27 protein-coding genes and 1 pseudogene are annotated in these 24,883 nt (G+C 67.5%); 25 read left to right on the plus strand and 3 right to left on the minus strand.

The features are described from left to right. A complete protein-coding gene (locus ACFHYQ_RS05065) occupies positions 1 to 1,122 on the plus strand; it encodes a hypothetical protein (protein WP_394299893.1) in 1,122 nt (373 codons plus the stop codon). Between the two features lie 96 nt (positions 1,123 to 1,218). Here ACFHYQ_RS05065 and ACFHYQ_RS05070 read toward each other — a convergent pair whose 3' ends face one another. Continuing rightward, positions 1,219 to 2,331, minus strand: coding sequence for a helix-turn-helix domain-containing protein (locus tag ACFHYQ_RS05070; RefSeq protein WP_394299894.1), 1,113 nt, complete (start codon positions 2,329 to 2,331; stop codon positions 1,219 to 1,221). A gap of 371 nt (positions 2,332 to 2,702) precedes the next feature. On the opposite strand from ACFHYQ_RS05070, the gene ACFHYQ_RS05075 reads away from it, so the two are divergent. The 13 genes from ACFHYQ_RS05075 (at position 2,703) to ACFHYQ_RS05135 (ending at position 13,819) form a co-directional block, all read left to right on the plus strand. Then, positions 2,703 to 3,044, plus strand: a complete 342-nt coding sequence (locus ACFHYQ_RS05075; protein WP_394299895.1) for a hypothetical protein — start codon at positions 2,703 to 2,705, stop codon at positions 3,042 to 3,044. A 797-nt stretch (positions 3,045 to 3,841) separates the two neighbouring features. Next, the gene (locus ACFHYQ_RS05080) at positions 3,842 to 4,246 is read left to right on the plus strand and encodes a hypothetical protein (protein WP_394299896.1); all 405 of its coding nucleotides are present in this window, start codon (positions 3,842 to 3,844) and stop codon (positions 4,244 to 4,246) included. 164 nt (positions 4,247 to 4,410) lie between these two features. Then, positions 4,411 to 5,088 carry a hypothetical protein gene (locus ACFHYQ_RS05085; RefSeq protein ID WP_394299897.1) on the plus strand — a complete coding sequence of 226 codons (678 nt, stop codon included), beginning with the start codon at positions 4,411 to 4,413 and terminating at the stop codon, positions 5,086 to 5,088. Positions 5,089 to 5,109: 21 nt separating this feature from the next. Next, complete coding sequence (locus tag ACFHYQ_RS05090; RefSeq protein WP_394299898.1) at positions 5,110 to 5,814, plus strand: SAF domain-containing protein; 705 nt, start codon at positions 5,110 to 5,112, stop codon at positions 5,812 to 5,814. Then, the gene (locus ACFHYQ_RS05095) at positions 5,808 to 6,530 is read left to right on the plus strand and encodes a hypothetical protein (protein WP_394299899.1); all 723 of its coding nucleotides are present in this window, start codon (positions 5,808 to 5,810) and stop codon (positions 6,528 to 6,530) included. The genes ACFHYQ_RS05090 and ACFHYQ_RS05095 overlap by 7 nt, the downstream gene beginning before the upstream one ends. Then, positions 6,530 to 7,831 (plus strand): TadA family conjugal transfer-associated ATPase, encoded by a 1,302-nt coding sequence (locus tag ACFHYQ_RS05100; protein WP_394299900.1) that lies wholly within the window; start codon positions 6,530 to 6,532, stop codon positions 7,829 to 7,831. Before ACFHYQ_RS05095 ends, ACFHYQ_RS05100 begins: the two co-directional genes overlap by 1 nt. Then, positions 7,822 to 8,649, plus strand: coding sequence for a type II secretion system F family protein (locus tag ACFHYQ_RS05105; RefSeq protein WP_394299901.1), 828 nt, complete (start codon positions 7,822 to 7,824; stop codon positions 8,647 to 8,649). Before ACFHYQ_RS05100 ends, ACFHYQ_RS05105 begins: the two co-directional genes overlap by 10 nt. After that, positions 8,646 to 9,527, plus strand: coding sequence for a type II secretion system F family protein (locus tag ACFHYQ_RS05110; RefSeq protein ID WP_394299902.1), 882 nt, complete (start codon positions 8,646 to 8,648; stop codon positions 9,525 to 9,527). The genes ACFHYQ_RS05105 and ACFHYQ_RS05110 overlap by 4 nt, the downstream gene beginning before the upstream one ends. Before the next feature lie 24 nt (positions 9,528 to 9,551). After that, positions 9,552 to 9,776, plus strand: a complete 225-nt coding sequence (locus ACFHYQ_RS05115) for a hypothetical protein (protein ID WP_394300132.1) — start codon at positions 9,552 to 9,554, stop codon at positions 9,774 to 9,776. Positions 9,777 to 9,792: 16 nt separating this feature from the next. Beyond that, positions 9,793 to 10,143, plus strand: a complete 351-nt coding sequence (locus tag ACFHYQ_RS05120) for a TadE family protein (protein WP_394300122.1) — start codon at positions 9,793 to 9,795, stop codon at positions 10,141 to 10,143. 98 nt (positions 10,144 to 10,241) lie between these two features. Further along, positions 10,242 to 10,643, plus strand: a complete 402-nt coding sequence (locus tag ACFHYQ_RS05125; RefSeq protein ID WP_394299903.1) for a TadE/TadG family type IV pilus assembly protein — start codon at positions 10,242 to 10,244, stop codon at positions 10,641 to 10,643. Further along, positions 10,643 to 11,059: a pilus assembly protein TadG-related protein gene (locus ACFHYQ_RS05130; RefSeq protein WP_394299904.1), complete on the plus strand. Its 417-nt coding sequence runs from the start codon at positions 10,643 to 10,645 to the stop codon at positions 11,057 to 11,059. The genes ACFHYQ_RS05125 and ACFHYQ_RS05130 overlap by 1 nt, the downstream gene beginning before the upstream one ends. Next, on the plus strand, positions 11,060 to 13,819 hold the full coding sequence (locus ACFHYQ_RS05135) for a LysM peptidoglycan-binding domain-containing protein (protein ID WP_394299905.1): 2,760 nt from the start codon (positions 11,060 to 11,062) through the stop codon (positions 13,817 to 13,819). Between the two features lie 268 nt (positions 13,820 to 14,087). Here the strand turns inward: ACFHYQ_RS05135 and ACFHYQ_RS05140 are convergent, their stop codons facing one another. Next, positions 14,088 to 14,531, minus strand: coding sequence for an ATP-binding protein (locus ACFHYQ_RS05140; RefSeq protein WP_394299906.1), 444 nt, complete (start codon positions 14,529 to 14,531; stop codon positions 14,088 to 14,090). A gap of 588 nt (positions 14,532 to 15,119) precedes the next feature. Between ACFHYQ_RS05140 and ACFHYQ_RS05145 the strand changes: the two genes are divergently transcribed. From ACFHYQ_RS05145 to ACFHYQ_RS05195, 11 genes and pseudogenes are all read left to right on the plus strand, one after another. Beyond that, positions 15,120 to 15,947, plus strand: a complete 828-nt coding sequence (locus ACFHYQ_RS05145) for a helix-turn-helix domain-containing protein (RefSeq protein ID WP_394299907.1) — start codon at positions 15,120 to 15,122, stop codon at positions 15,945 to 15,947. Beyond that, the gene (locus ACFHYQ_RS05150; RefSeq protein WP_394299908.1) at positions 15,929 to 16,156 is read left to right on the plus strand and encodes a DUF397 domain-containing protein; all 228 of its coding nucleotides are present in this window, start codon (positions 15,929 to 15,931) and stop codon (positions 16,154 to 16,156) included. Before ACFHYQ_RS05145 ends, ACFHYQ_RS05150 begins: the two co-directional genes overlap by 19 nt. A gap of 246 nt (positions 16,157 to 16,402) precedes the next feature. Then, positions 16,403 to 16,544: pseudogene (locus ACFHYQ_RS05155) on the plus strand (IS5/IS1182 family transposase); the annotation flags it as partial. Between the two features lie 543 nt (positions 16,545 to 17,087). Further along, positions 17,088 to 17,834 carry a hypothetical protein gene (locus ACFHYQ_RS05160; protein ID WP_394299909.1) on the plus strand — a complete coding sequence of 249 codons (747 nt, stop codon included), beginning with the start codon at positions 17,088 to 17,090 and terminating at the stop codon, positions 17,832 to 17,834. Positions 17,835 to 18,712: 878 nt separating this feature from the next. Continuing rightward, complete coding sequence (locus ACFHYQ_RS05165) at positions 18,713 to 19,105, plus strand: hypothetical protein (protein ID WP_394299910.1); 393 nt, start codon at positions 18,713 to 18,715, stop codon at positions 19,103 to 19,105. Between the two features lie 44 nt (positions 19,106 to 19,149). Next, on the plus strand, positions 19,150 to 19,587 hold the full coding sequence (locus tag ACFHYQ_RS05170) for a hypothetical protein (protein WP_394299911.1): 438 nt from the start codon (positions 19,150 to 19,152) through the stop codon (positions 19,585 to 19,587). Between the two features lie 22 nt (positions 19,588 to 19,609). Next, positions 19,610 to 19,909 carry a hypothetical protein gene (locus tag ACFHYQ_RS05175; RefSeq protein ID WP_394299912.1) on the plus strand — a complete coding sequence of 100 codons (300 nt, stop codon included), beginning with the start codon at positions 19,610 to 19,612 and terminating at the stop codon, positions 19,907 to 19,909. Positions 19,910 to 20,002: 93 nt separating this feature from the next. Continuing rightward, positions 20,003 to 21,085 carry a DUF4192 domain-containing protein gene (locus ACFHYQ_RS05180; protein ID WP_394299913.1) on the plus strand — a complete coding sequence of 361 codons (1,083 nt, stop codon included), beginning with the start codon at positions 20,003 to 20,005 and terminating at the stop codon, positions 21,083 to 21,085. A gap of 39 nt (positions 21,086 to 21,124) precedes the next feature. Continuing rightward, entirely contained in the window at positions 21,125 to 22,597 is a 1,473-nt protein-coding gene (locus tag ACFHYQ_RS05185; protein WP_394299914.1) for a YifB family Mg chelatase-like AAA ATPase, read from the plus strand. Beyond that, positions 22,584 to 22,895 carry a tudor domain-containing protein gene (locus tag ACFHYQ_RS05190; RefSeq protein ID WP_394299915.1) on the plus strand — a complete coding sequence of 104 codons (312 nt, stop codon included), beginning with the start codon at positions 22,584 to 22,586 and terminating at the stop codon, positions 22,893 to 22,895. The genes ACFHYQ_RS05185 and ACFHYQ_RS05190 overlap by 14 nt, the downstream gene beginning before the upstream one ends. A 288-nt stretch (positions 22,896 to 23,183) precedes the next feature. Beyond that, positions 23,184 to 23,747, plus strand: coding sequence for a hypothetical protein (locus ACFHYQ_RS05195; protein ID WP_394299916.1), 564 nt, complete (start codon positions 23,184 to 23,186; stop codon positions 23,745 to 23,747). Positions 23,748 to 23,913: 166 nt separating this feature from the next. Here the strand turns inward: ACFHYQ_RS05195 and ACFHYQ_RS05200 are convergent, their stop codons facing one another. Next, positions 23,914 to 24,822: a hypothetical protein gene (locus tag ACFHYQ_RS05200; RefSeq protein ID WP_394299917.1), complete on the minus strand. Its 909-nt coding sequence runs from the start codon at positions 24,820 to 24,822 to the stop codon at positions 23,914 to 23,916. Positions 24,823 to 24,883 lie beyond the last annotated feature (61 nt).

Genomic DNA, 24,883 nt, shown 5'->3' on the forward strand with positions numbered 1-24,883 from the left:
ATGGACGTTGCGGATCTTCACCAGATAGCACGGCGATTTCCTCTGGTCGGCCGTCCCCGACCCGCCTGCCCGTCCCTGGAGGAGCGGATCGGCGAGATCAGCCGCATCGCGCACGAGTCCACGCGAGCGGACGACCCGCTACCGGTCGCCGGCCACGCGCTCAACAAGGCCGCGTTGATCGCGAGCGACTGTGGGCTGCCGGATTTGGCGCGCGAGCTGTGCTGGCGTCACATCGACCTCTACCGAAACGCCGCACCGTTGACCGTCCGAGAGGCTGGCTACATGCTCGAACCGGTCGTCAACCTCGCCCGCCTGCTCATCCGCTCCGGCGATGGGAATGCCGCGTGGGAACTGCTCGGCGCGCTGCACCAGGCGGTCAGGACCAACACCGACGCCGACATCGAGGGCAAGCCCCTGCCACTCAGCGATCTCACCGGCAGCCTCGACGAGCATCGAGAGCTCTGCCGGTGGATGTGGGGCGTCTTCCTGTCCGAAGGCACCCGTGCTCTGTTGAGCCAGGGCCGATGGCAGGAGGCGCTTGCCCACGTCGAGCAGCACAAGGGCATCGGCCAACACCTGATGGACGGACGGCAAGTCCAGATCGTAGCCCGCTGCCTCGCGGGCGACCCGGACTCCGCCTTCACCACCCTGAAGGACAGCACGGCCACTGAGCCGTGGGAGAAGCCCGTCGCAGCGTGCCTCACCGTGCTCTGCCTCGGATTTGCCGCCAGGCCAACGAACTCCGCTGTCGCCAACATGATGGACGCATACCTCAGTCTCGGATCTGCATCCGAATTTGTGGTGTTCCGCACCCGCCTGGGCCTCACGGTGATCGACTTGGCTAGCGGCACCGCACATCGCAACGCCGAACGAGCGGCCACCCGCGCCGTGAGCGAAGCCGTGGCAGCCGGAGACGGCTACGTCGCCCGGGACATCCTCGCCCACGATCTGTGCAGGGCCGTACTCACCGATGCAGAGGAACGCGCGCTGACATCAGCTGTACGATCCTCCGGCCTCGACCAAGGCACGATCCCCGAACATCTGCTGGCCGATCTCCTGCCTGCAGTGGAGACCAGCGAGGCAGTAGCGGCCCGAAGCCTTGCGGTGTCGATTGAGCTGTAGCTTCCGTCGGTGACGGACAGCTCCCAAGTCACGGAGATCTTCATGTGCGTGCGGCAGCTCGCGAGTTGGCTCGCCCGCATGGCGGGTAGTGCGGCCTCAGCAGTTCTCGATCTCTGCCATCAACATGCGCAGGGTCAGACTGTGCTTTTCAGCGGGAAGCTCGTTCAGCGCAGCGCGGGCGTAGCTTATGCCCCCTGGGCGGTCACCGGAGCGCACCATCATCAAGCCTCGGTGCATCTCCAGATGGGTGGCGAAGCGGGGGAGGGACGGGGGGAGGTTCTGAGTCGCTACCTCTTGAGCCGTCAGCGCCGTTCGCTCGTCCCCGAGCCGAGCGGCGAGAAGACTGGTAAAGACGTTCATCCTCCACAGAGGAACCGCATAGTCGGACTCCTGCTCCTCCGAGCCTGAGACGTCGAAGACTCGTCGGCCTTCTTCCAAGAGCGTGAGAGCGCCCTTGGCGTCGCCTCGGATCGCCGCGATATGGGCTTTGCCGACAAGAGCGTTGAGTCTGCCCAGTGAAGGCTTCTCTGAGATCGCCAGTGCTTGGTTCGCCAACGACTCGGCGACGGACAGGGAAGCGCCCTCGTAGCCGAGTGCGATGGCGGCTCGTCCTCGTACCCAGACCCGGGCTGTATCGTCGTCGGATCTGTCGGCGGCATGCGTCGCCATCATGTACCAGTTGACCGCCTTCGACCCGTCCGCGCCGGGGAAGGTCTTGCCGTACAGGGTCATGAGCTTGGCGGCGACGCCCCACATGCCGGAGGTGTCGAGCTGCTGTTGGAGTACGACGAGGTCGCTCGCCAGCCGGCGTTGGATCTCGGCAGCGCCAAGAGCCATGTAGTCACTGCCGTACGCCGCCAGCTTCTCGTGCCAATGGTCCAGTGTGGGGCGCTTGCTGAGGGCGGCGGCGAACCCGTGCTCAATGAGGTCTGATGCCGCGGCGGGAGCAATAGAGAGGGCGGCGACATCGGTCAGGAACGTCCGACGCTTCACAGGATCGGCCTCCAGTGCCGTGAGGGGTACTTCCAGCACCGTGGCCAAATGCCGAAGCCAGAACGCTCCGGGGGTCCGCTTGCCGCGTTCCCAGCGCGACACGTCTTCGCGAGTGATGGTCGCGTGCTGGGATACCTCGCGCAGCTTGGCGGCCAGTCGTCCCTGGGACCAGCCGTGGGTAAGGCGGAGCTCACGAATCACGGTGCCGAGATCCATGACGCCAGTATGCGCCTGCTGAGCGGCACAGGGACTGCCATCTCTTACCGAAGAAGGGATGCTGGCCCCCTCCTGGCCCCTAACGCGATCCGGCTATGGCTACTTAACGGTGCGACAGAGGCCACTCCCCCGAAGCAGAGCCATGCGCTTTGCTGGTGCGGGTTGTTGTCATCCGGGTCCATACCGGAGAACGGAAACACCTTTCTGAGCTTGGGGGTGTGCGACTGGCTGGAGACCGAAAATCCGGCAATTAAGCAATAAACAGTGGATAGCAGACAGGCGGTGCCGCGTGACCGAGACGGTTGACATGTCCGAAGACTCTGAGCGGGCGGTGGAGATCCGTAACGCCCTCACGGACAAGCGAGCGCGGCATGAGTGAGCAGAGGAGCACGCTGTTGGGCGTGGGGGTGCGCGACGGTCTGGAGGCGGAGTATCAGGCGCGCGCAGGGGTGGTCTACGTTCGCGATCCAGATGATGAGGAGCGGACGTCAGTACGGGTCAGCCTGGCGCGGTGGAGCCGCTTCCTGGCCTCGATCAAGGTGGGCCAGTTCGTCCCGCAGCAGGAGGGCGATGTGGTCACGATCACGATCGGCGACCTGTCACACACCGGGGTCATGCAGCGCCCAAGTTTCCTGGCGACCAACTGGCACACCTGGGAGACCTTCGTGAAGGCCGTGAAGACCGGCGCATTCGATCACCTGGCCGACCAATGAGCTTGTCAGACCTGTTGGATGTGATGCCGGGTGCCGATGACGCAGCCGAGTTGACGGCTGACGATCTGCGAGGCATGTGTCAGACGCTCGTGTGTCTGAATGAGGCTGTTGCCGAGGTGGTGGCGCGCGAGCACGAGAGCCGGTGTCCGCAAGGGCTGGTAACAGCTGGTGGGCGGTTGACCCGCGCAGGGGTGGACGCCGCGCTCACGAACCTGGGCCTGCCGCTGGTGTCCGATGAGGAGTGGTGGGAGATCGGAGGTTAGGCATCGCTCGGAGGCCTTGGGCTGATCACGTGGTGTGGGTTGCTGGCTCGGTCGCCGCCGCCTGTAGGGCGGTGCGGCCGGAATCTTCCCCGGACTGCGGACCGGCCCACCGGCTGCCCTTGAGTGCACCCTTGACCTTCATGAGGACGGGGGCGAGGCGCCGCTCGCGTTAATCGAGAAAGCGACACTTTGGATACGAATGGGTGATATGACATCGAGTAATCGGTAAATCTCTTTGAAGCTGTTTTCGCCACCGGGGCAGGCCTTGGTGGCTACTTCAATGTGTCCTTCGGGTTAGTTCTCTCCTCTGGCCCTGTCAAAATTGGCCATCTACCCTGTAGCTCTCTGCAATGGTTCGATTGCTTTGAGTAAAGGGCGCTGGTAATGGCGATGGTCCGGCGATATTCCAGACGGCTCGTGCTGGCCGTTCTCGCGCTGTCGGCTTCAGCCTGCGCGGTAGACGAGGGGGCAGTGCCGAAGCCGTCTCCCTCGGCGGCGACCGTCTCGGCGCAACCTGTGCCTACACCCACCGGAGTGACGGCGGAGGAAGCGGTGATCGCGGCCTACAAGGGCATCTACTTTGCGGGCCGGCGTGCCGAGCACACTCCTGATGGGCAACGCAAGCCGATCCTCGCCCCGTACGTGACCGAACCCTTGCTGAGCAGGATGCTTCGGGGCATCGTCGCACTTCGGGCCACTGGCAGATTCACCTGGGGAATGCCAGTGTTACACCCTTTCGACGTGAAGATCAGGGGACAGAAGGCCACGCTTCACGACTGCCAGGATGACCGGAAGACCGGGCAGATGGACGAGAAGACCTCTCAGCGTCTTCTCCACGGCGTGGAGAAGACGCATCTCGTCGCGACGCTGTTATTGGTCGACGGCGCCTGGAAGGTATCGACGGTTGAGCAGGTGAGGCAGCCGTGTTCGGTCGGCTAGTGATCGCTGGCTTGCTGTCTGCCGTGCCGGTGCCTGTGCCCTCACCTTCCTCGGACGGCAACGCAGTCCAGGCGATGTCTTGGGGTTATTACCTGACCGCCACCAAGGACCCAAGCTTTGGCCAGCAGGTCATCAGCGGGAGTGCGGCTCATCGTGGGTCCGGGGTGACGTGCTCCTATACCCCGTGGCACGCCGACGGTACGGAGAACGGCGGTCTGGAATGGGTCGATCCGGCGTCGAGTCCCAGCGGTGTACCCAGGGGTGAGGGCGCCTATTACCTGGTCGACTGTTCCGACGGCTTCCGCGATGTTCGCTGGGTTCGCGACCGCGCCCTGTCCGCTGCCCAGGTGACGCCCGAGGAACTGGCTCGGCGGGCGTGGGCGATGATTCCGGTGCGCGAGCCGAAGGTCTTCACCGCTCCGCCCCGCGGATCGAGTGGCCTGGTCGGTCTGGATGAGTGGGTCTACCTGGCTCAGGGGGAGTGGAGCCCGAAGCACAAGCGGGTGGAGACGGCCGGCGTCTGGGCGGAGGCGACCGCCCGCCCGCAGAAGATGACCGTCGTGCCGGGTGACGGCAGCGGGACCGTCACCTGCGACGGGCCCGGCCAGCCGTACAACCCGCAGCTCCCGGCGCGCCGTCAGAAGCCGACCTGCTCGGTGAAGTACCTCCGGTCGTCGTTCCGCCAGGGGCAGCAGAACGCCTACCGGGTTACCGTGACCGTCACGTGGAGCGGCACGTGGACCGGGTCGGGCGGGACCGGGGGCACGCTGCCGCCGATCACCCGATCGACTTCCTTCCCGCTCCGCGTCGCGGAGGCTCAGGCACTCATCACCAAGGAGTAGGGCATGCTCCAGCGATCTTCAGTGGCTACGAACAGTCCGCCGCCCGCGCCGCCCGCGCGGCCCGTGCCGGGCAAGCGCCGCCCCGCGATGGCCGTCGTCGGTGTCCTGGCCGTGGTGTTGAGCGCGGTTGTGGGGCTGCAGTTGTACCAGGTGGCGGCGCATCGGACGCAGGTCCTGGTCATGGCGCGTGATGTGCCGATCGGGCAGGTCATCGAGGCTCAGGACCTGACGAGCCTCGCGGTCGGGGTGGTGCCGGGGATGCAGTGGACCCGCACGCAGGACCGGGACGGCGTCATCGGCAAGCGGGCCACGGCCGACCTCAGGGCCGGGACGCTGCTCGCGCCGTCTCAGTTCGGCACGGCCCTCATCCCCGACGACGGTCAGCAGATCGTGCCGATCGCGCTCAAGGCGAGCCAGCTTCCCGCGCGCGGCCTCAAGCCCGGGGACTGGGTCGTCGCGGCGGCCGTAGCGGAGGAGGGGCGGCAGGGCGTTGACTACCGCGCGCTGGTCGACAAGGTCGGCCAGGCGGACGCCGACGGGACGGTGGTCGTGGACCTGCTGATGCCGGCCACGACCGGTACGGCTTTGGCCCGGCTGGCGGCGGAGGGGAAGATCGCGATGGTTCTCGGCTCGAAGGCCGGCCGAGCCCGTTTCGCCGCCCAGGCCTGCCCGCCCGGCTCCGGGTCGCCGACCGGGACCTCCGCCCCGGCGGAGGCGGCATGCTGAGCGTGATCTGCTCGGGTGGGCATTTCGCCGGTTCGACCACCAGCGCGCTCGCGCTCTTTCTGGAGTGGCCGCGCCCGGTGCTGCTCGCCGAGGCCGACCCCGGTGGCGGCACGATCCTGTCCGGTTACCTCGCCGGGACGCCGCGCGACCGCGGCCTGGCCGAGTGGGGTGTGAAGATCCGCAGGGGAGTCGCCGCGGCCGAGGCGCTGCGGGAGCAGCTGTACGCCCTCCAGGAGGGGAAGCTGATCCTCCCCGGCCTGGCCGAGCCCAAGCAGGCCGAGGCCCTCCAGCCGCTCTGGCCGGAGATCGCGGGTTGCCTGGCCTCCCTCGATGAGGACGTGATCGCGGACGTGGGCCAGGTCGGGCGGCCGGACACGCCGGAGCCCCTGCTGGCCCGGGCCGATCGGGTGTTCGTCGCCACCCGGCCCACACTGGTCCACCTGCACGCCACGACCTCTGTCGTTCGTGATCTGAAGGAGCTGCGCGGGCATCTGCCGGATCCCGAGCTGATCGTCGTCGGGAATGGCCGCTACCAGCGCAAGGAGATCGCCGAGACGCTCGGCGCCACGGTCGCGGCCTGGCTCCCGTACGACAAGTGGTCCGCCCCGGCGCTCGCGTACGGCGTCGGCCAGGTCCGGCCGTTGTCGCCGCTGATGCGCAGTGCCCGGGCGCTCGCCGCCGCCGTCGCCGAGCAGAACGGGCAGGTGACGGTGTGATGGATGCCCAGGACTTCCGCCGTGCCGTACGGGAACTGCAGCAGCAGGTCAACAGGGCCCTTGACGAGTCTGGTGTGACGGGTGCGGAGGCGACCCTCCAGTACGGCAAGGCCGCCATCACCGACGTGGTCCGTACCTACGCCGACAACCTCGTCCTGCTCGGCAAACCGGCCCCCACCCTGGATGAGGAGGAGGCGCTCAAGAAGGCCGTCGAGAACCGGATCTTCTACCTGGGGGACCTGCAGCCGCTCGTGGATGATCCCCAGGTTGAGAACATCGACGTCAACCGGTGGGACATCGTCTGGGTGACCTACAACGACGGGCGGAAGGCGCTCGGCCCGCCGGCCGCCGACAGCGAGGAAGAGCTGATCGAGAATGTCCGCCGGTGGGGCATCTACCAGGGGCAGAACGCCCGCGACTTCTCCACGGCCCGGCCGATCCTGCACAAGGCGCTGTCCAACACCGTACGGCTCGCCGCGGCCACCGGCATCACGCCGAACACGGCGTTCTCCATCCGTAAGCACGGCATGCTGGATGCCAGCATGTCGGATCTGGCCGCCCGGGGGACCATGTCCTGGCCGGTCCGGCATTTCCTGCGCGCGGTGATGAACGTCCCGATGAACGTGATCATCGCGGGGGCGATGAACTCCGGAAAGTCCACCCTGGTCCGTGCCCTGGCCGGGGACATCGACCCGTACGAGCGGGTCATCACGGTCGAGAATGAGCGTGAGCTGTTCCTGCACCTGATGTCCGACCGGCACCATGACGTGCTCAGCTTCGAGGCCCGCGCCGCCAACTCCGAGGGCGAGGGCGCGGTCACCATGCGCCGGCTGATCGACGACGCGTTCCGTTTCAACGCACGCCGCATCCTGGTCGGCGAGGTCCGCAGCGACGAGCTGGTCCCCATGCTGGTCGCGATGAACTCCGGCGGCCGCGGCTCGATCTGCACCATGCACGCCGACTCGGCTGAGGAGATCTTCCCCCGGATGGAGATCCTCGCCGGGACGATGCCCGCCGACGCGCTGTTCCGGCTGGTCGGCAAGGCGGTCGACTTCATCGTCTACCTCCGGCATGAGGTGAGCCATGACCCCGACGACCCGGTGAACGCCCGGTACATCTCGGAGATCTTCGAGGTCCTGCCGCCGACCGACTCGGTCGTCCCGGCCGTCAACCGGGTCTTCGTATCCGGCCCGGAGGGGCGGGCCGTCCCCAACATCACGCCCCAGTGCATGGACAAGCTGGTCAAGGCGGGCTTCGACCCTGCGATGTTCATCCCGAGAGCGGGTGGGGCATGGAGCTGATCGCCGCACTCTCTGGGGGCGTGTTCACCGCCGGAATCATCCTGCTCGTCACCGGCCTGCAGCGGGTTCCGGTACGGCAGTCCCGCCGCGCACGCCGACATGTGAAGCTCCCGACCGTCCCTCTCGCGCTGGCCGTCGGAGCTGCAGCCATCGTGCTCTGGCTGACCGGATGGCCGGTCGCCGCCTTCTCCGTCGGGGCTGCCGTGCTGCTCTTGCCGCGGGTCCTGTCCGGCCGCGAGGCGGCGCGCAGGATCGCCCGGCTGGAGGCCATCGAGACCTGGATCCGCCAGCTCGCCGACGCCCTGTCCGGCAGCGCGGGCATCGAGGAGGCCCTGGCCATCAGCGCCCGCAACGCGCCCGAGCCGATCGCCGCTGAGGTCACCGCGCTCGCCCGCCGCCTGGCGCTGCGCGTCCCGGCCGACACCGCCCTGCGCGCCTTCGCCGACGAGCTTGATGACCTGGTCGGCGACATGGCCGCCGCCTCCCTGATCCTGGCGGCGGAGTCCCGGGGACGCGGTCTGCGGGAGGTGCTCCAGGGGCTCGCCCGGACCATCAGCATGGACGTCTCCGCCCAGCGTGAGGTCGAGGCCGAGCGCTCCCGGCACCGCACCACGGCCCGCTGGGTCATCGGCGCGCTGCTCGGCTACACGGGTTTTTCCCTGCTCAACCAGGACTACGTGAAACCGTTCGGCACCCTCGCCGGGCAGCTCATCCTCGCCGGGGTCGCCGGACTGTACGCGGTGACGTTCTTATGGATCCACCGCCTCGGCGCCGCACCCGAGGCTGATCGCTTCCTGAACGAGGAGGCCACGGGATGACCTGGGTCGTACTCGCCGCCGGGGGCATGATGGGCCTCGGACTGTTCCTGATCCTGCTCGCGGCCCGGCCCGGCGCGCCCGAGTTGGCCGCCTCGCTGGCGCGCCTTCAACCGGGCGGTGGCCCCGTCGAGACGTACAGCCTCCAAGAGAGCGTCCGGCGTTCTGTCATCGGTGTGCTGGGGTCGTCCTGGCTGGGCAACCGCGCCACGGCCGCCGATCTGGCCATCGTCGGCCGCAGCCGGGAGGCCCATCTCGGCCGCAAGGCGCTGCTCATGGCGGCCGGTCTGTGCGGTCCGGCGATCCTGTGGACGTACGGCTGGTTGCTCGGCGTCACCTTCCCCGCGATCCTGTTGTGGGCGGCGTCGGCCGTCTTCGGCGTCGTGATGTTCACCGCGCCCGAGCTGTCGCTGCGCGTGGAGGCCGCCAACGCGCGGCGGCGATTCCGCCGAGCCTTGATGTGCTACCTGGATCTGGTCGCCCTGTGCCGCCTGGCAGGCCGCGGACCCGCCGATGCGCTGGACTCCGCCGCCCGGGTCGGGAAGGGCCGGACGTTCAAACGGATCGCAGCCGCGCTCGACCCTGCCTTCCGCGGCACCGGCTCCGCCTGGGACGAGCTCACCCGCCTGTCGCAGGAGCTCGCGGTGCCCGAACTGGCCGAGGTCGCCGCGATCGCCAAGATGGCCGGCACCGAGGGCGCCAGCATCCTCGACACCCTCAAAGCCAAGGCGGCCAGCCTGCGTGAGAGCGAGCTGGCCGCGCTGCTCGCACGGGCCAAAAGCCGCACCGAGACCATGACCGTCCCCATGTCCCTGACCATCATCGGCTTCATGATCCTGCTGGGCTACCCGGCCCTGGCTCGTATGACCGGTGGTGGATGACCGTATGAGAGAGGGGTCCTTCACATGCTTCGTACCTACGGCCGCCTGCTGGCGCTCGGCGCCTGGCTCGGCGCCTGGTTCACCACCAACGTCCCGCTCCTGCGATGGTTCCGCGCACGACGCGGAGACGACGCCGGCGAGGGGCCGCTGGGGTTCATCGTCATCGCCGCGGCGATATTCCTGCTGGCCATCGCGGTCGCCGCGAAGATCACCCAGGTCGTCAACGAGCACATGGCCAAGATCAAGTGATCGCGGGTCGGCGCCGCTGGAGGCCGCCATCCTCTATCCGGTCGTCCTGACCTTGATCCTGCTCATGGTCAACACCGCGCTGTGGTTCCACGCCCGTGGCGTCGCGCTCGCCGCCGCACAGGAAGGCGTCCGCGTCACCCGGGCGTACGGCTCCGACCTGTCGGCGGGAACGGCGGTCGCCGAGCGGTTCGCCCGAAAGGTCGGCGGGTCCCTCCTGGTCTCGCCGCAGGTGAGCGTCGACCGCACGGGTGACACGGTGTCGGTGACCGTACGCGGGGAGGCGCTCACGTTGGTGCCGCTGCTCAAGCTGCGCGTCTCCCAAGTCGCCCACGCCCCCATCGAGAAATGGTCGACGCCCGGCCAATGAGCGTTCGAGTTCGTAGAGGACCTGTTCATGGTCACGGTCATGGCAATGGGTGGGGACACGTGCGTGTTCTGCATGGAGCCGTCTCCGAGCGTGGGTCGATGACATTGGAGCTGGCCATTCTCGCGCCCGCGCTCATCCTCGTGCTCGTCCTGTTGATCGCGGCCGGGCGGATCGTGATCGCGCACGGCGCGGTGGAGGCGGCGGCGCGGGATGCCGCACGCCAGGCATCCATCTCCCGCGACCCCTCCTCGGCCCGTACCGCCGCCCTGGCCAGCGCACGAGCGGCCCTCGCCCGCGAAGGGCTCCAGTGCACCCCGACCGTCTCGGTGGACACCGGCGGGTTCTCCGCTCCACTGGGCAGACCGGCCACGGTGTCCGCCACGGTCACCTGCGACGTACGGCTCAGCGACCTGGCCCTGCCGGGAATCCCCGGATCCAGGGCCCTGACCAGCCACTTCACGAGCAGCCTCGACCCGTATCGCGCCAGAGGAGACCGGTGATGCCCGACCGCGACAGGGGATCGATATCCGGGTTCGTCGTGGTGCTCATGCTGGCCACCCTGGTCTGCCTCGGGCTGGTCGTGGACGGCGGGCAGAAGATCCGCGCCTACCGGGAGGCGTACGCGGTCGCGGAGGAGGCCGCACGAGCGGGGGCCGGCGTCGTCGACGTCGACCGCGCCTACGCCCAGGGCGGCCGGTTCGAAATCGACACATCACAGGCGCTCACCGCGGCACGCGCCTACCTCGCCTCATCGGGAAACCGGGGCAGCGTCGCGATGGGGGGCGGGCGGACGCTGCGGGTCACGGTGAAGGTGTCCCGGCCGACCGCGCTGCTGTCGCTGATCGGGGTGGGCGAGGTCACGGCCACGGCGAGTGCCTCGGCCCGGATGTTGCAGGGAATCGAGCAGGGAGAGTAGATGCACAGCAACCGCCCGATCGCCGCCGCTACGTACTCGGCGCTGGTGCTGGCCGCGCTGATCGTCGGGCCGCCCGTGATCCTGCTCGCCTTCCTCGACCCGCCGCACCTTCCTACCAGGGCGGAGCTGGCCTCCCCGGGCGATCCGGCCTTCCTCGTGAACGCGCTGCTGGCCACGGCGTGGTTGTGCTGGCTGATGTTCACCTGGTCGGTGCTCGTCGAACTGGTGCGACGACTCAGGAACCTGCACGAGCGCGCCGCGATCCGGACGCCGTTCCAGCGGCTCGCCGCGCACCTGGTGACCACGATCGCGATCTCAGCCGTCGCCCCCATCCCACAGGCCTTCGCTGCCACGGCCACCGTCACCGCCGCCCCGGCGGACACCCCGACGACCGCGAAGGAGGACACCACGGCGAAGGCGGACGCCGGCCAGCAGCACACGACGTATCGGGTCAAGCCGCACGACACCCTCTGGGAGATCGCCAAGAAGCATCTGGGTGACCCCATGCGCTACCAGGAGATCGTGAAGCTCAACGACGGCCGGGTGATGACAGACGGCAGCACCTTCACCTCCGAGGGCTGGATCCGGCCCGGCTGGCTGATCCGGATGCCGGCCGACGCCACCGACCTGGAACCCAAGCACACGCCGAAGTCGGCCCCGCCCCATGCCGACGAAGAACCACTCCACGTCGTACGACAAGGCGACAGCCTGTGGAAAATCGCCGAGCGACACCTGGGGGACGGCCACCGCTACGGCGAGATCTTCAAGCTCAACAAGGGACGGTCCCAACCGGACGGCGGACGCCTCACCGATCCCGGCCAGCTTGAGGCCGGATGGCGCCTGCGACTGCCCGGGCGCACACGATCACCGTCATCATCACCATCGCCGGAACCTTCGCCCATCGCCGAGTCCGCCCCGACCCAAACGACCGCTCCCGACGCTGAGTCTCCGGGGAATGCCACCCCTCGCGTCACCGAGACTCCGGCAAGTCTGCCCGCGCCCGCCGTCCCCGGAGTGAGCATCGCCCTGCCCAGTGGCGGGGTGGTCGGGCTGTCGTTCGCGGCGGGCATCGCCGTGGCCCTGGCCACCGCCCGGGTGCGGCGACGCGTCCGGCGACGGATGCCAGAGGCGACGGAGGCCGTACAGGTCGTGGCCGTGCCGAAGCCGGAACCGGCCGTACAGGCGGTGGAAGAGGAGTACCGGCAGGCCAACGACCCGGTCCCGGACGACTACGACCTCGTCAAGGACTCCTTCACCACCGAGCCCCCTGCCACGTTGGACGTCGGCGTACGCGCAGGCGAGACCGCGGCCGTGAACCTGCCCGGCCTGAACCTCTGCCTGACCGGGGACGGTGCCGAGGACGTCACGCGGGCGCTGTTCGTGGCGCTCATCGCCCAAGCCGAAGCGCATCGGGTTGAGGTCGTCGTACCGCAGGATGATGCGGTCGAACTGTTCGGGGACGACCTGGAGGCGCTTGCTCCGCACCTGCCGGGACTGACGCTCGCACCCACCTTCGATGACGCGGTGACGCATATCGCGAGCGAGCACATCAGCCGCGCCGAGCTGTTACGAGACGCTGAGGTCGACGATCTGACCGAGTTGCGGGCCAGCAGGCCGGACGAGTTGGTCCCGGCACTGGTGATGGTCGGCCGACTGACCGGGCGGGACCCGTCATACCTTGAGTCGTTCATGGGGCATGCACTGAGCTTCGGAATCGGCGCGATGGTGCTCGGTGACCGGCTCGCCGGGGTCAGGTGCGAGGTCGGTACAGACTTCAGAGCCGTCGCTGATGGCGACCTGGACGGCGTGGACTTGTTCCATCTCCCACGCCAGGAGGCGATCGCCTTCCTCCGCCGGATCGCCATCCAACACGGTCACGAGGAGCCCGCCGCAGAAGCCGCAGAGGAACCCGCCGACGCCCGCGAGATCGAGGCGCCGAAGGTCGAGGCTCCGAAGCTTGAGGCAGCGGAGGTTGAGGCCTCGGAGGTTGAGAACGCATCGAACGCCGCCCGCGTCCGCCTGTTCCTGCTCGGCGAGATGCGCATCGAAGTCGACGGCGAACCCAACGACATCCCGACCGCCAAGGGACTGGAGATGCTCGTCCTCCTCGCGGTCCACCCCGCCGGCCAGACGAAGGAAGAGATCTGCGCCACCCTGTGGCCCGACGTCGAACAACCCCAGGCCGGATACCGCTTCCACGCCGCGCTCAGCGACCTGCGCAAGCGGCTATGGGCCGCGACGGGATCGAACCGCAAGCTGACGAGCTTCGTCGAAGCGGAAAACGCGACGTACCGGATCGACCGACAGCACGTCTGGATCGACCTCTGGGAGTTCCAGAATGCTCTCGCCGACGCCCGCAAGGCCACCGACCCAGAGGCTAAGGCCGCCGCGCTGGACAGGGCCGCTGAGGTATGCCGAGGACACCTCGCCGACGGGGCGCCATATCTCTGGATCGACCTCGACCACAGAGATCCCCTCACCCTCGCCTCGGTCCGGGCACTGCTCCAGCTCGGTGGCATCCACGAGAAGGCCGGCAGGCCCAAGCGGGCTCTGGCGGTCATGGAACAGGCGCTGGCGCTCGACCCCATCAACGAGGCCGCCGCAGCGTCCGTCATCCGCCTGCTCACCGGACTCGGCCGCCGGGACGAGGCCCGCCTGCGCGCCCAGCACCTCAACGCCCACCTCGCCAGCCTCGACCTCGAACCCACCCCCGCAACCCAGGCCACCCTCAGACAACTCCACGTCCGCCATAGATCTTGAGGGGGAGTGCGGCACACCGCGCGGCGGCGTGTCCAGGCGGAGGCGCCGGCGTTCCGGGAGTCGAGAGCGGGGCTGGCCAGGGGCCGAGAAAGGCACGACGGTACGGGCAATACGGGGGCTTGCCCGTACCGTCGCGCTGGGCCTGTCGCACGTCAGACCGCGTGCGATCAGGCCTTATTGCGGCCCTGCTTTGGGGGAAGGCAGAGACCGCGACCGTGCCGCCGAAGCTAGGGGTGAGCAGGACGGCACGGAGCTTCACCGAGTCATCTCACGGAACAACGGCAGCCACCGTTGCCGGGGGCATGCCCATCCGGAACCAGACCGCGTTCCCAACCCCATCGTCGTGGTGGAAGCCCCAGGCGTCCGCCATCGCGTTCACCATCCACAGGCCCCGCCCGCCGTCGCCCTCCAGGGACACCTCGCGGATGCCCGGAATGCTGGTGTCTGAGCCGTCGTCGATGACCTCGCAGTACGCCGCTCCGTCTCCGACAGCCAGGAAAACGATGACCTGCCCGTCCGGCCTGCGACCGGAGTCCGAATGGACGACGGAGTTGGTGACCAGCTCGCTGAGCAGCAGCACCACCGTCTCCCGCACCTCGTCGGCGACCCGCCCGGTCAGCAGACCGTTAGCCCACGTCCTTGCGGCACAAACCGATACGGCCTGGCCGGCGAAGTTGGCCTGGCCCACGCCGTGTAAGTCTTGATTGTCCACGAATCGAGGCTGGCGGTCTGCCCGCAACTTGGCCGTTTTCTGCGTTTTCATGCGCTCACCGCCGCTTCGACTCTTATGGCCGCCTTCTTGTGGAGCATTCCGGCCGATTCGTGGCGTCTCCGGAAGTGTGACCAGTACGGTCTCCGGGCGAAAACCCCGCTATACACCCGTCGAATCGCCGCGACCCGAAGCGGCCTCTCCGCCGCCCGTAGGACGTCCAAGGCGGGGTGTTCTGTCGGGGAAAGAACGACAGCGGTAATGACCTCCATGCCTCGCAGCTTCCAGGCGGGCCACACCAGGAGGACGAGCTGCTCCCGAGCATGTGGCGCACTCCCCGAAGCCATGTGATCACCTTCCAATGGATACACCGACGCTCCGATCACGGCTGATGCACGGACAAGCGGCCGGGGTTTTTGTCCGGTTGTTGTCATTGCCTAGTCGTGGAGTAAACATCTGGGATTAGATTGCCCTCAGTTTCGGTGGACGTGTAGCCGCAACCCGTCGACAATCAGACGACAGAAACTTTCGTCCGATGTAGCGGTCTGTCAGAAACCGTCATGGCATCAGGAAACCGAGGAGAGGAAGGGCATGGCGAACGATCTCGATCCCCGGCTGACGCCCGTTCAGCGCTTCGGGCGTGAGCTGGCACGGGTCCGCAAGCAAGCCGGTCTATCGCAAGAGCGGCTCGGGACACGGTTGGGGGTCTCGGGGTCACTCGTAGGGCACATCGAGGTCGGCAGTCGGACACCCAAGCCAGACCTGGCAGTTCGATGCGATGAAGTGTTCGGGACGGGCGACCTGTTCGCCCGGCTCTGCCGGAACATCACCTCACCGTCGGCACCTCACTGGTTCCTGGGATGGTCCGATGAGATCGAGCCCCGGGCGCAGGTGCTGCGAAGCTGGGACCCGCTGCTGATCCCCGGACTCCTTCAGACCGAGGACTATGCAAGAGCTGTCTTCCGCGGCGACCTCGCCACCTCCGAGGACGAGATCGAAGAACAGGTCGCTGCCCGAATGGCCCGACAGATCATCCTCGATCGAGACCGCCCGCCCACCTTATGGGTCTTGCTAGATGAGATGGTCCTGCACCGTCTCATCGGCAGCCGCCAGATCATGTACGAGCAGCTCAACCGTCTCGTAGCCCTTTCGGCTAGACAGAACATCAAGATCCAGCTCGTTCCGAGGGATACGTCATGCACATCTGGCCTGCTGTCGAGCTTCATCATCGCGGAGTTGCCGGACGCTCCTACCTCCGTCTCTATAGAGTCGTCCGCGACCGGCGAGGTGTCAGCAGAGCATCATGTGGTGTCTCTGGTCTGGGGCAGATATGACAGGATTCGCGCTGAAGCCTACAGGCCCAGCCATTCGCTAGACATCATCAAGGAAGCGGGGATTCGATGGAACTCAATGATCTAACTGGCGTCGACCTCTCCAAGGCCGCATGGAAGAAGAGTTCTCTCAGTGGCGGTGGCGGGGGCAACTGTGTCGAAGTCGCAGCGAACCTTCCCGGCGTCGTCGCCGTTCGTCACAGCAAGAACCCGGACGGCCCCAAGTTGCTCTTCACGCCCGCCGAGTGGCGCGCCTTCATTGGGGGCGTCAAGGACAGCGAATTCGACATCGCGTGAAGGCAAAGCGAGTGCCCGACCAGGGCACTCGATTGCCACCCTTGATGCGAACCTCATGGGCGCATGGCGATGCTGTCCGGCCGCCATCCCAGAAATGAAGAACAACACATACGGCCAGATCGCCCATGTGGCGACGCACATGAGCCAGCATTCCTGCATGAGCAACCGCCGTCTGACCGCCATTCGACGATCCAGCGGACCGGCGTGATTGATGGGCTCCCCGGTGGCGGCGTCCAGGTCTTCGCCGACCAGGACCACCAGGGGTGGGCAGTACGATCCGCACCCCGTTCAAGTGCCACAGGCGCCGGCTGGCCTGTCGCGCCACCAAAAGGCCGTCGATCGCTCCCACGCCCGCATCCGAGCGATCGGGGAACGCGCCGCCGCGACGCGATCGAGCGAATTCAGAGAGCGGCCAGTCGCATGGCCAATGCTCGGCCAGTGGTTCGCCACTTATGACTGGTCATGATCCTAGCAGTATCGCCGCTGGTCAGCGGCTTGCGCTGTGGCCTCTCGCTGGCCCGACTCTATAGGGAACCTCCCTGATCGAAGGGCTGCGAGAGTGGCGTGCTCGCGATGTTCTATGACTCCAGAATATTGAATTTCTCTCGGCGTCATTTCTCTGACTCATTTAATTTCCTAGCTTGCGGCTTGAGGGCGAATCGCCGTCCTTATTGTCCCTTTCGCCGCCGCGCCTCCGTTGCCTGTTGAGCCTTTCTCTATGGCTCATCCCCGCCTCTTGACCAGGGAAAACATCGTAAAGACGCGCGGGAATTCATTGCGCCGGTCTCCGTTCTGCGGTTCAATTGAATTGAGAAAAAGAGAAGGGCGGCGCGGTTGCCGCGTCGCGGTGATCGGAGGAAACATGTCGAATGGAGCTCCCGGTAAGTGCGTCCCTTCGAACGTTCCGGGTGAGAAACTCACGCCGGAAGACATGGCGCGCGTGACGCCGGACGATTGGGCGGAGATTCAGCGGCTCGCACGGGGCTACTGCCGTACGGTCGACGCCACGCGGTCACGTAAGCGCATGGACGGAAGCGCGACCATCGTTAAGCAGGGGCACGCACCGTACGGCACGGATGACGTGTCAGACGACGTCACGCAGGATGCCGTTCTTCTGTTCGCGCAGCGTTTGCGGGACATCATCACATCGTGTGCGAGGGCATCCGAAAGCACGGTTGACGCACCCGCGTGGGTCTACGTTCGGCGCGACGGTGGCGAGATGACCATCACGCGGACAACACTTCAACGGTGGGCGGTTCGGGACGCTGCCGCACGCAACGGCTACCGGATCGACGTTCCGGCGGATCAGATCGACGCCACACCCGGCGCTCAGCTCATGCGCGGTGTTCCGCGCGCGGAGACGGTCACGGGGGCCGCTGTGGCGTTCTGTGTCGCCCAGAACAGCGCGACCATCTTCCGTCAGGCGTTCGGCGACGGTCGGGACTTCCCGATCATCGCTGACGTCATGGAAACGGCGTCTCAGGCTGATGATTTGGGGCGCGCGGGGATCCTGAGCTCGATTGCTCAGGCGCGCTACGGCGGCGCGTACGGCTCTCGCCGGAACGTGATTCGGGTGCGTGACGCCGGACGGGCGGAGTGGCGGGAACTGTCGGAGCGTCTTGACGACGTCAGGGGCACGATGGCTCACGTTGGCATCCACAACGGTACGGAGGACTGACGAAAGCTCGGGAGAGGGCCCTAGAGAGCGTTCTAGGGCCCTTTCTCATGCCCGCGATAATGCGCCTGTTACCCCACCTGAGAAGCTAAAGAATCTTGCGAGGTGTGGACGCTTGGACCGCTACGCGCCCCGTATTTAGATGAGAGCGGAATCCGCCGGTACGCGCGTGACGTGCACCGGCGCGATGCCCGTTCTCACACGCCGTTCAGCAGCGTTATCACTGCGCTGTGGAACGGCTACGGTAACCGGAGCGTCGACCGTCGGCGCGACGCGGAAACGCTGAAAGAATGTTGCCGCGTGCGGACGGTCGGGTCGTTCCGGTCACCGTATTTAAGTGAGAGCGGAAACCGCCGGTACGCGCCTGACGCGTTCGGCGCGATACCCGCTCTGACGTGCTGTTTCGCGACGGATGTTGCCGTGTCGCGGACGGCTACGGGGCTGGAACGGTCGACTGCCCGAATATCGCGCGGTGACATTGAAAAATGTTGCCACGTGCGGACGGTCGGGCGGTTCCGGTCCCCGTATTTAAGTGAGAGCGGAAATCGCCGGTACGCGCCTGATGCGTTCGGCGCGATGCCCGCTCTCGCATGCCGTTCTACGGGGTGAATCGTCGCCCTGTAGAACGGCAACCGGTGGCCGGAACGGTCAAACCGTCGAAGTGCGGCGCGCGCGGCAATGCTGCGGAAATTGTTGCCGCGTGCGGACGGTCGGGCCGTTCCGGTCACCGTATTTAAGTGAGAGCGATTCGCGCCGGTGAGAGCGTTGGTTAAACCATGCTCCGCCGGACGCGCGGAACGCCGCTGTCCTGATTCCCGCACATCCGTACGGACGCAGGTCGCCCGAACGGGCACCCGTACGAAGGGGGCAATCTTGTGGAGGTGAATGCCGCCGGCCCGCCCGGCTGGGCTGTGGGGGACCTGTCGGTCTCCAGCGGTGGCCGGGTGATGCGGGTGATCGCGTTGGGTGAGGTCCGCCCGGATGTCGCGACTCTGGTGTGCGCCGCCGATCCCGGCGGCGTACGTGAGTACGCGGTGACGCTGGCGCTCACGCCGATGCCCATGGAGGCCGAGGTGATCACCTGTCTCGGCTGCCTGGCCAGCACCCATCTGTGGATCGACGCCACGCACACCAACCGGACATCCGGGGCGCGCGTGCGGTTGATCCGCTGCTCGCGGTGCTTCATCTCGGCCCTGGATTTCCGGGACTGCGAGATCCACACGGTCAGCCCGACCGTGCGACCGCATCATCTGGCCCGCCGTCGCCCCTGGTGACGGCCGCCATTCCATTCCATCTTTCCGAGTCTCTTGGAGTCGCCATGGCGATGACGCATGCCCCGACGCATGCCCTGACCCTGCCGCCGGGGTGGATCATCAGCTCCCGGCTGGTGCCCGCGTGGCAGATCGACGCTGATCACCTATTGGAGGTGGAGGCCGCGGGGCGGACCGATGAGGGCCGGATCCGCTGGCGGTACCGGCTGTCGCGGCGCCGCCGTACGATCTTCACCGCGTCCGACGTCTGCTCGGGCGTCGGCGCGGTCCTCACACCCGATGAGCTGATCGACGCCGCCCGGACGGTCCTGCGCTTCCTGACCGTGCAACCGGGTGACACCGACGCCGACTATTTCGACTCCTACACGGCGGCCCAGGCCGATTGGCGGGACCAGTACGCCGAGGAACTGTCGATCTACGCCATGGACGAGTGGTGCGGCTACTGCGGCGGCGACCACGCCTCGCCGGGCTGCCCGTCCCGCTGACACCGCCCGACAGGAGACGATCATGGGACGTTGGTTCGGTCTGTGGCACGGCGGCAGCGGGTACGGCCCGCCGGAGCCGGATGATCTGGAGGAGTTCTCCTCCCTGGCCGAGGCCCGCAGCAAGCTGCTCGACCGGTACCACTACGGCCACTGGCAGCGTTCGCGATTCGCGTTCACCGGCCGTGAGGTCGCCGAGGTGCTCACCCCGTGCGTGGGTGATGACTGCGAGATCATGCTGTACGGCTCCCGCGACGGGCTGGACTACCCCGATCGGCGGATCTTCCTGGGACCGCGCGGCGGCGTCCGCGTTGAGCGCTGCTGACCCGTACTTCCTTTACAGCTTTTCGTTCTGTTCTTGTTCGTTCGCCCCCGGCGGTAGACCCGCCGGGGGCTTTGTCATGTCTGGAGGACATCCATGACCGCTCGCCTGGATCACACCGTACGGCTGAGCCGCCCGGCGGACTTCATCGCGATCGTGCCCTACATGCTGGGATTCCATCCGGAGCGCAGCATCGTCGCCCTGGCCTTCGAACCCGACCGGGACCCAGGCTCCGGGGTGCGGGGGCTGCGGGTCAGCGTGCGGTTCGACCTGCCGGAGGATTCGGAGGACAGCCCGGAGATGGCCCGGCACGTCGCCGAGTTGCTCACCCGCAACGACATCGGGCGCGTGCTGCTGATCGGGTACGGGCCCGGATGGCACGTCACACCGGTGATGGACGCCGTGCGCGGCACGCTGACCGATTCCGACATCGAGGTGATCGACGCGCTACGCGTCGAGGAGGGGCGCTACTGGTCGTACCTGTGCCCCGATCCCGAATGCTGCCCGCCGTACGGCATGGCCTACGACCCGACGGACAACCCGGCCGCCGCGGCGGCGGTGTTCGCCGGATACGTCGCCCGGCCCGACCGCGCGGCGCTGGTGGCCACACTCACCCCAGCGGGCGGGCAAGACCGCCAGCAGGTGACGGCCGCGACCCGTGCCGCCTGCACACAAGTCCGTGCCACGCTCGCCCGGGATGGGGGCCAGGGCTGGTATCAGGAGGGCCTCACGCAGGTCGACGCCGCGCTCGACACGGTCAAGCAGGGGCAGGACCTGCCCCCGGACATGGTCGCCTGGCTGGGTGTGCTGCTGACCTCGATCATCGTCCGGGACGGGGCGTTGACGTTCATCGGCCGGTACGACGACGACACGCACATCAGGCTGTGGACGGAGGTGACCTGCCGGGTTGAGCCGGAGTTCGCCGCCGCTCCGGCCGCGCTGCTGGCGTTCGTCGCCATGCGCACCGGTGACGGGCCGCTGGCCCGCGTCGCGGTCGAGCGCTCGTTGTCCGCCGACGGTGACTATCGGCTCGCCCGGCTGGTCCAGCTCGCCCTGAACCATGGGCTGCCGCCGGAGGTGACCTCCGGGATCGACTACGCAGGGATGGCCGAGGAGATCGGCGCTCAGGCAGCGCAGCATCCGGCGGGGACGCGGCCGGTGCTGCCGGAGGGGTGGTGACCGGGGTTGACGACGGGGTATGCGTCTACCCGGTCGACGGTGCTGGTCGGCCTCGATGCCCGCGTGGTGGACATCGAGGCCGACGCCGTACCCGGCGCGGCGGAACTGCACCTGATCGGCCTGCCCGAACTGTCGGTCTGGCCGGCCCGTGCCCGGATCCGCTCGGCGATCTTCAACAGCGGTACGGCGTGGCCGGAGGCCAAGGTCACCGTCAGCGTGAGCCCGGCGATCCCGCCGGTCTACGACGCGGCGGCCGATCTCGCGCTGGCCGTGGCCATGCTGGCCGCCTCCGGTGTGGTCCCGCCCGAGCGGATCGCCGGACGGGTGTTCCTCGGGGAACTGGCGCTGGACGGCGGGATCTGCCCCATCAGGGGCGTCCTGCCCGCCGTCCGCGCCGCCGTGACCGCCGGGATCAGAACAGTGGTCGTGCCCGCCGCGTGCGCGCCGGAAGCGGCACAGGTACCCGGGGCGGTGGTGATCCCCGTAACCAGGCTGAGCGAGATGATCGATCGGCTGCGGAGCGGGACGCTGGACGGATACCGCTATCGGCCGCCTGAGGCTTCGGTGAGCTCAGCGCGACCGCCGGGGGTGGATCTGGCGGAGGTGCCCGGCAACGAGGCCGCCCGCCGCGCGCTGGAGGTGTGCGCGGCGGGCGGGCATCACCTGTTCCTGACGGGGGACGGCCCGGCCACGATGCTCGCCGAACGCCTGCCGGGCGTCCTGCCGCCGCTGGAGGTGGAGGCTGCCCGGGAGGTCGCCGAGATCTACTCCCTGGCCGGACGGTCCGACAGCGCGCCGGGGGCCATGGTGCCGATCTGTTCGCCGCACCACACGTCCACGCCTGCGGCGATCTTCGGCGGCGTGGCCCGGAACCGCCCGGGCGCGGTCTCGCTCGCCCACCGCGGCGTGCTCCACCTGGCCGACGCGCCAGAGTTCGCCCGCCCGATCCTGGACGGGCTGAGCCGGCCGATGGACACCGGAGAGGTACGCGTCACGGGGCTCGGGCGCACGGTCCGATATCCGGCGCGGTTCACGCTCGTGCTCGATGCCCGTCGCTGCCCATGCCCGCAAGGACAGCCATGCGCGTGCAGACCGGTGGACAGACGCCGCTACCTGCAACGTCTGGCCCTGCTCCTGCCACGCATCGTCGTACGCGCCCCCATCGAGCGGGGAAGTCGAGACGGGGCGCAGGCGGGTGAGACGAGCGCGGCGGTAGCCGCGCGGGTGGTCGCGGCCCGGGTACGGGCGGCCCACCGGCTGGCCGAAACGCCCTGGCGGACCAACGCCGAGGTCCCCGCGCTGGAGCTGCGGACCAGCTTCGCCGCCGAGCCGGAGGCCGTCGAACTGCTGCGGTCCGCTGTGAACACGGGGTTGCTGACGGTGGAAGGGTTTCCCCGGCTGCTGCGGGTGGCCTGGACGCTGGCGGACCTGCGCGGAGCCAACCGGCCCGGAGTCGATGACGCGGCGGGTGCTCTGGAGCTGTGGAAGGGGGTAGACGGTGAAGGTCGGTGACCGCGTCCTGGTCCGGCCCTCCTTCCACATCCCGGTACGGCCCTGGTGGTCGGAGAGCTATGCATCCCCCTTCTACTACCCGGGCACGGTCACCGAGGTCAACGAGCAGCGCGGACGCGCCCGCGTGGAACTGGACGACTCGCTGTACCTCACTCCGTGGGAGAACCGCGTCCAGATTTTCCACGTCAGCGACATCCACAAATATGGCTGCCGCTGCCAGGAATGCGCAAAACCCGGCCGGGACATCTACCGTTTCCGAGCCGATCAGGAACGGCTCCGCAACGAAGAGCAGCAATAGATGAGCCAGTGGCGGTAACGGTCGGTGGATGCTGTGCATCCTGCACAGCATCCACCGACCTTGGCGCAGCGCATGCCGCCGCTCAGGCTGTCGATGCTGTTCACCGTGCGTGTCGGTCCCGTAGATGCGGACGTTCGAGCCGTCCTGCCTTCCGTATTTAGATGCGAGCAATCAGCGACCGGAAACCGCAGGCACGGCTTCCGGTCGGCAACTCACGACGCTTTTCCTTTCGGGCGAGGTCGGCCCGCTCCCGAACTGCCAACCAATAATGTGAAAGGAGGCCTGCCCGTGAATGAATGGGAGGTCGATGAGCTGGTGTTCGAAGTCGCCGAACACCTTGAGGGTTTCACGGCTCTGGTCCGCCCCGGTCATCCCGCCTACCTGATGGGACCGGCCGGCGTCCGGCTCGTCGTGCACCCGATCTGGAACCAGAGGGGGCGCATCCGGGTGCTCGGCGTCTATCCCGACGGAAGCAGGGGCATGCTCCTCAACCTGCGGCGGCACGAGATCACCGTGACGGCCGCCCGGGGGGCCAAGTTCGTCGCCAAAAGGATCGAGCGCCGCCTGTTGCCCGACTACCGGCGGGACCTGGTCGCCTGCTGTGAACGGCTGGCCGCCCGGTCCGCCGAGAACGGCACCCGGGCCGAGTTCGCCGAGACCCTGTTGACCCTGCTGCCGGACGCGACGCTCACCGAGAAGGAACGCGAAACCGTCATCCGCTGGCGACTCGGCAACACCATCGGCACGTTCACCGTGCATGGCGACACCACCACCAGCACGATCGAGATCCGCAACGCCGACCGCGAACTCACCGAACGCATGGCCTACGCCGTACAGCACCGCGCCACTTGACCGACACTCGAACGCCCCCGGCCTGCTGGCCGCAGAGAGCAGGCCCGAACGCTGAAGGTCATGGCTGTTCAGAGCCTGCCACTTCGGCCGTAGCATCTCCGTTGATGAGCCGGTTGAGCACGGCGGTATCGGCAGCCCCGCGTGGCGATTCTCGTCAATCGCCGTCCTAACTATTCGGTTCAGCAGCGAGAGGAGTGCCAGGAGGAAGCGGGATCTCATCAAGCTGTGCCACGACGTGCTCTCCGTCTGGACCGGGGAGCAGGAAGCGCTGATCCTCCGTGGGCGTTAGATGCTCCGGCAGTTCCCGGACGGCCTCGACCAGTGCGGCGGCCCGCTTGTGCGGAATCAATCGTGTACTTCCCGGGGGAAGAGAGCTGGCCAGGATCTTCACCGCCGCTGAAGCAACATTGATACCACGGCGCCGGTAGTTTTCGGCCTCGGCGTGGGGCACAGGGTGATCAAGCAGGGCGGCGCTCGTTGGCATTGATGCGAGTGTGTAGGTCAGCAGTAAGTCCTTCCGCTTGACCTTGATACTTATCGGTGCGTTGCCCGAGAGACGGGGTCCGCGGTGGCCGGCGATGATCGGGCCGTCATCGAGGGCGGCGATCTCCGCGAACTGCTCGGCGGTGACGTCCACCAGGTGCTCCAGGGTCGGCAGCCACACAACGGTGTGCCCGTGGATCATGTCGTCTTCCCAGCGGGGTGTCAGGCTGCCGTGCGTGACGCTGGATTTGGTCGAGGTGTTGGTTACGGTCAGTTCGACAGCCCGGACCTGTGCGGGGATACCGAGCTGGGCGTAAGCGTGAACGAGTGTCATGCAGTCGTCCAGGCAGCGTTCGGCCGGTGCGAGGTTCACGGTCGCGACCATGTCGATGAACAACGGCAGCAGGGTCGGGAGCTGCATCGGGTCGGACGGAGCGACAGCGGCCGTAATCCCACCTACGCGCGCTGCGGCGCGCTGTACCGGGTCAATCTGTTCAGCCACCTTCTGGGCCATCGCGCGGCGCCGAGGGTCACCAGAGCGGCTGACGGCACGCGTGTTCGAGTGGGATTTACGCCCTCGGGACTTCGCCATGCTCGGAACGGTAACCCGTCCCGAACTGTCTCCAGGGTCAGATCTTGCATCCGTATCCCGC

Source organism: Sphaerimonospora cavernae (assembly GCF_042435035.1).
Taxonomy (GTDB): Bacteria; Actinomycetota; Actinomycetes; order Streptosporangiales; family Streptosporangiaceae; genus Sphaerimonospora; species Sphaerimonospora cavernae.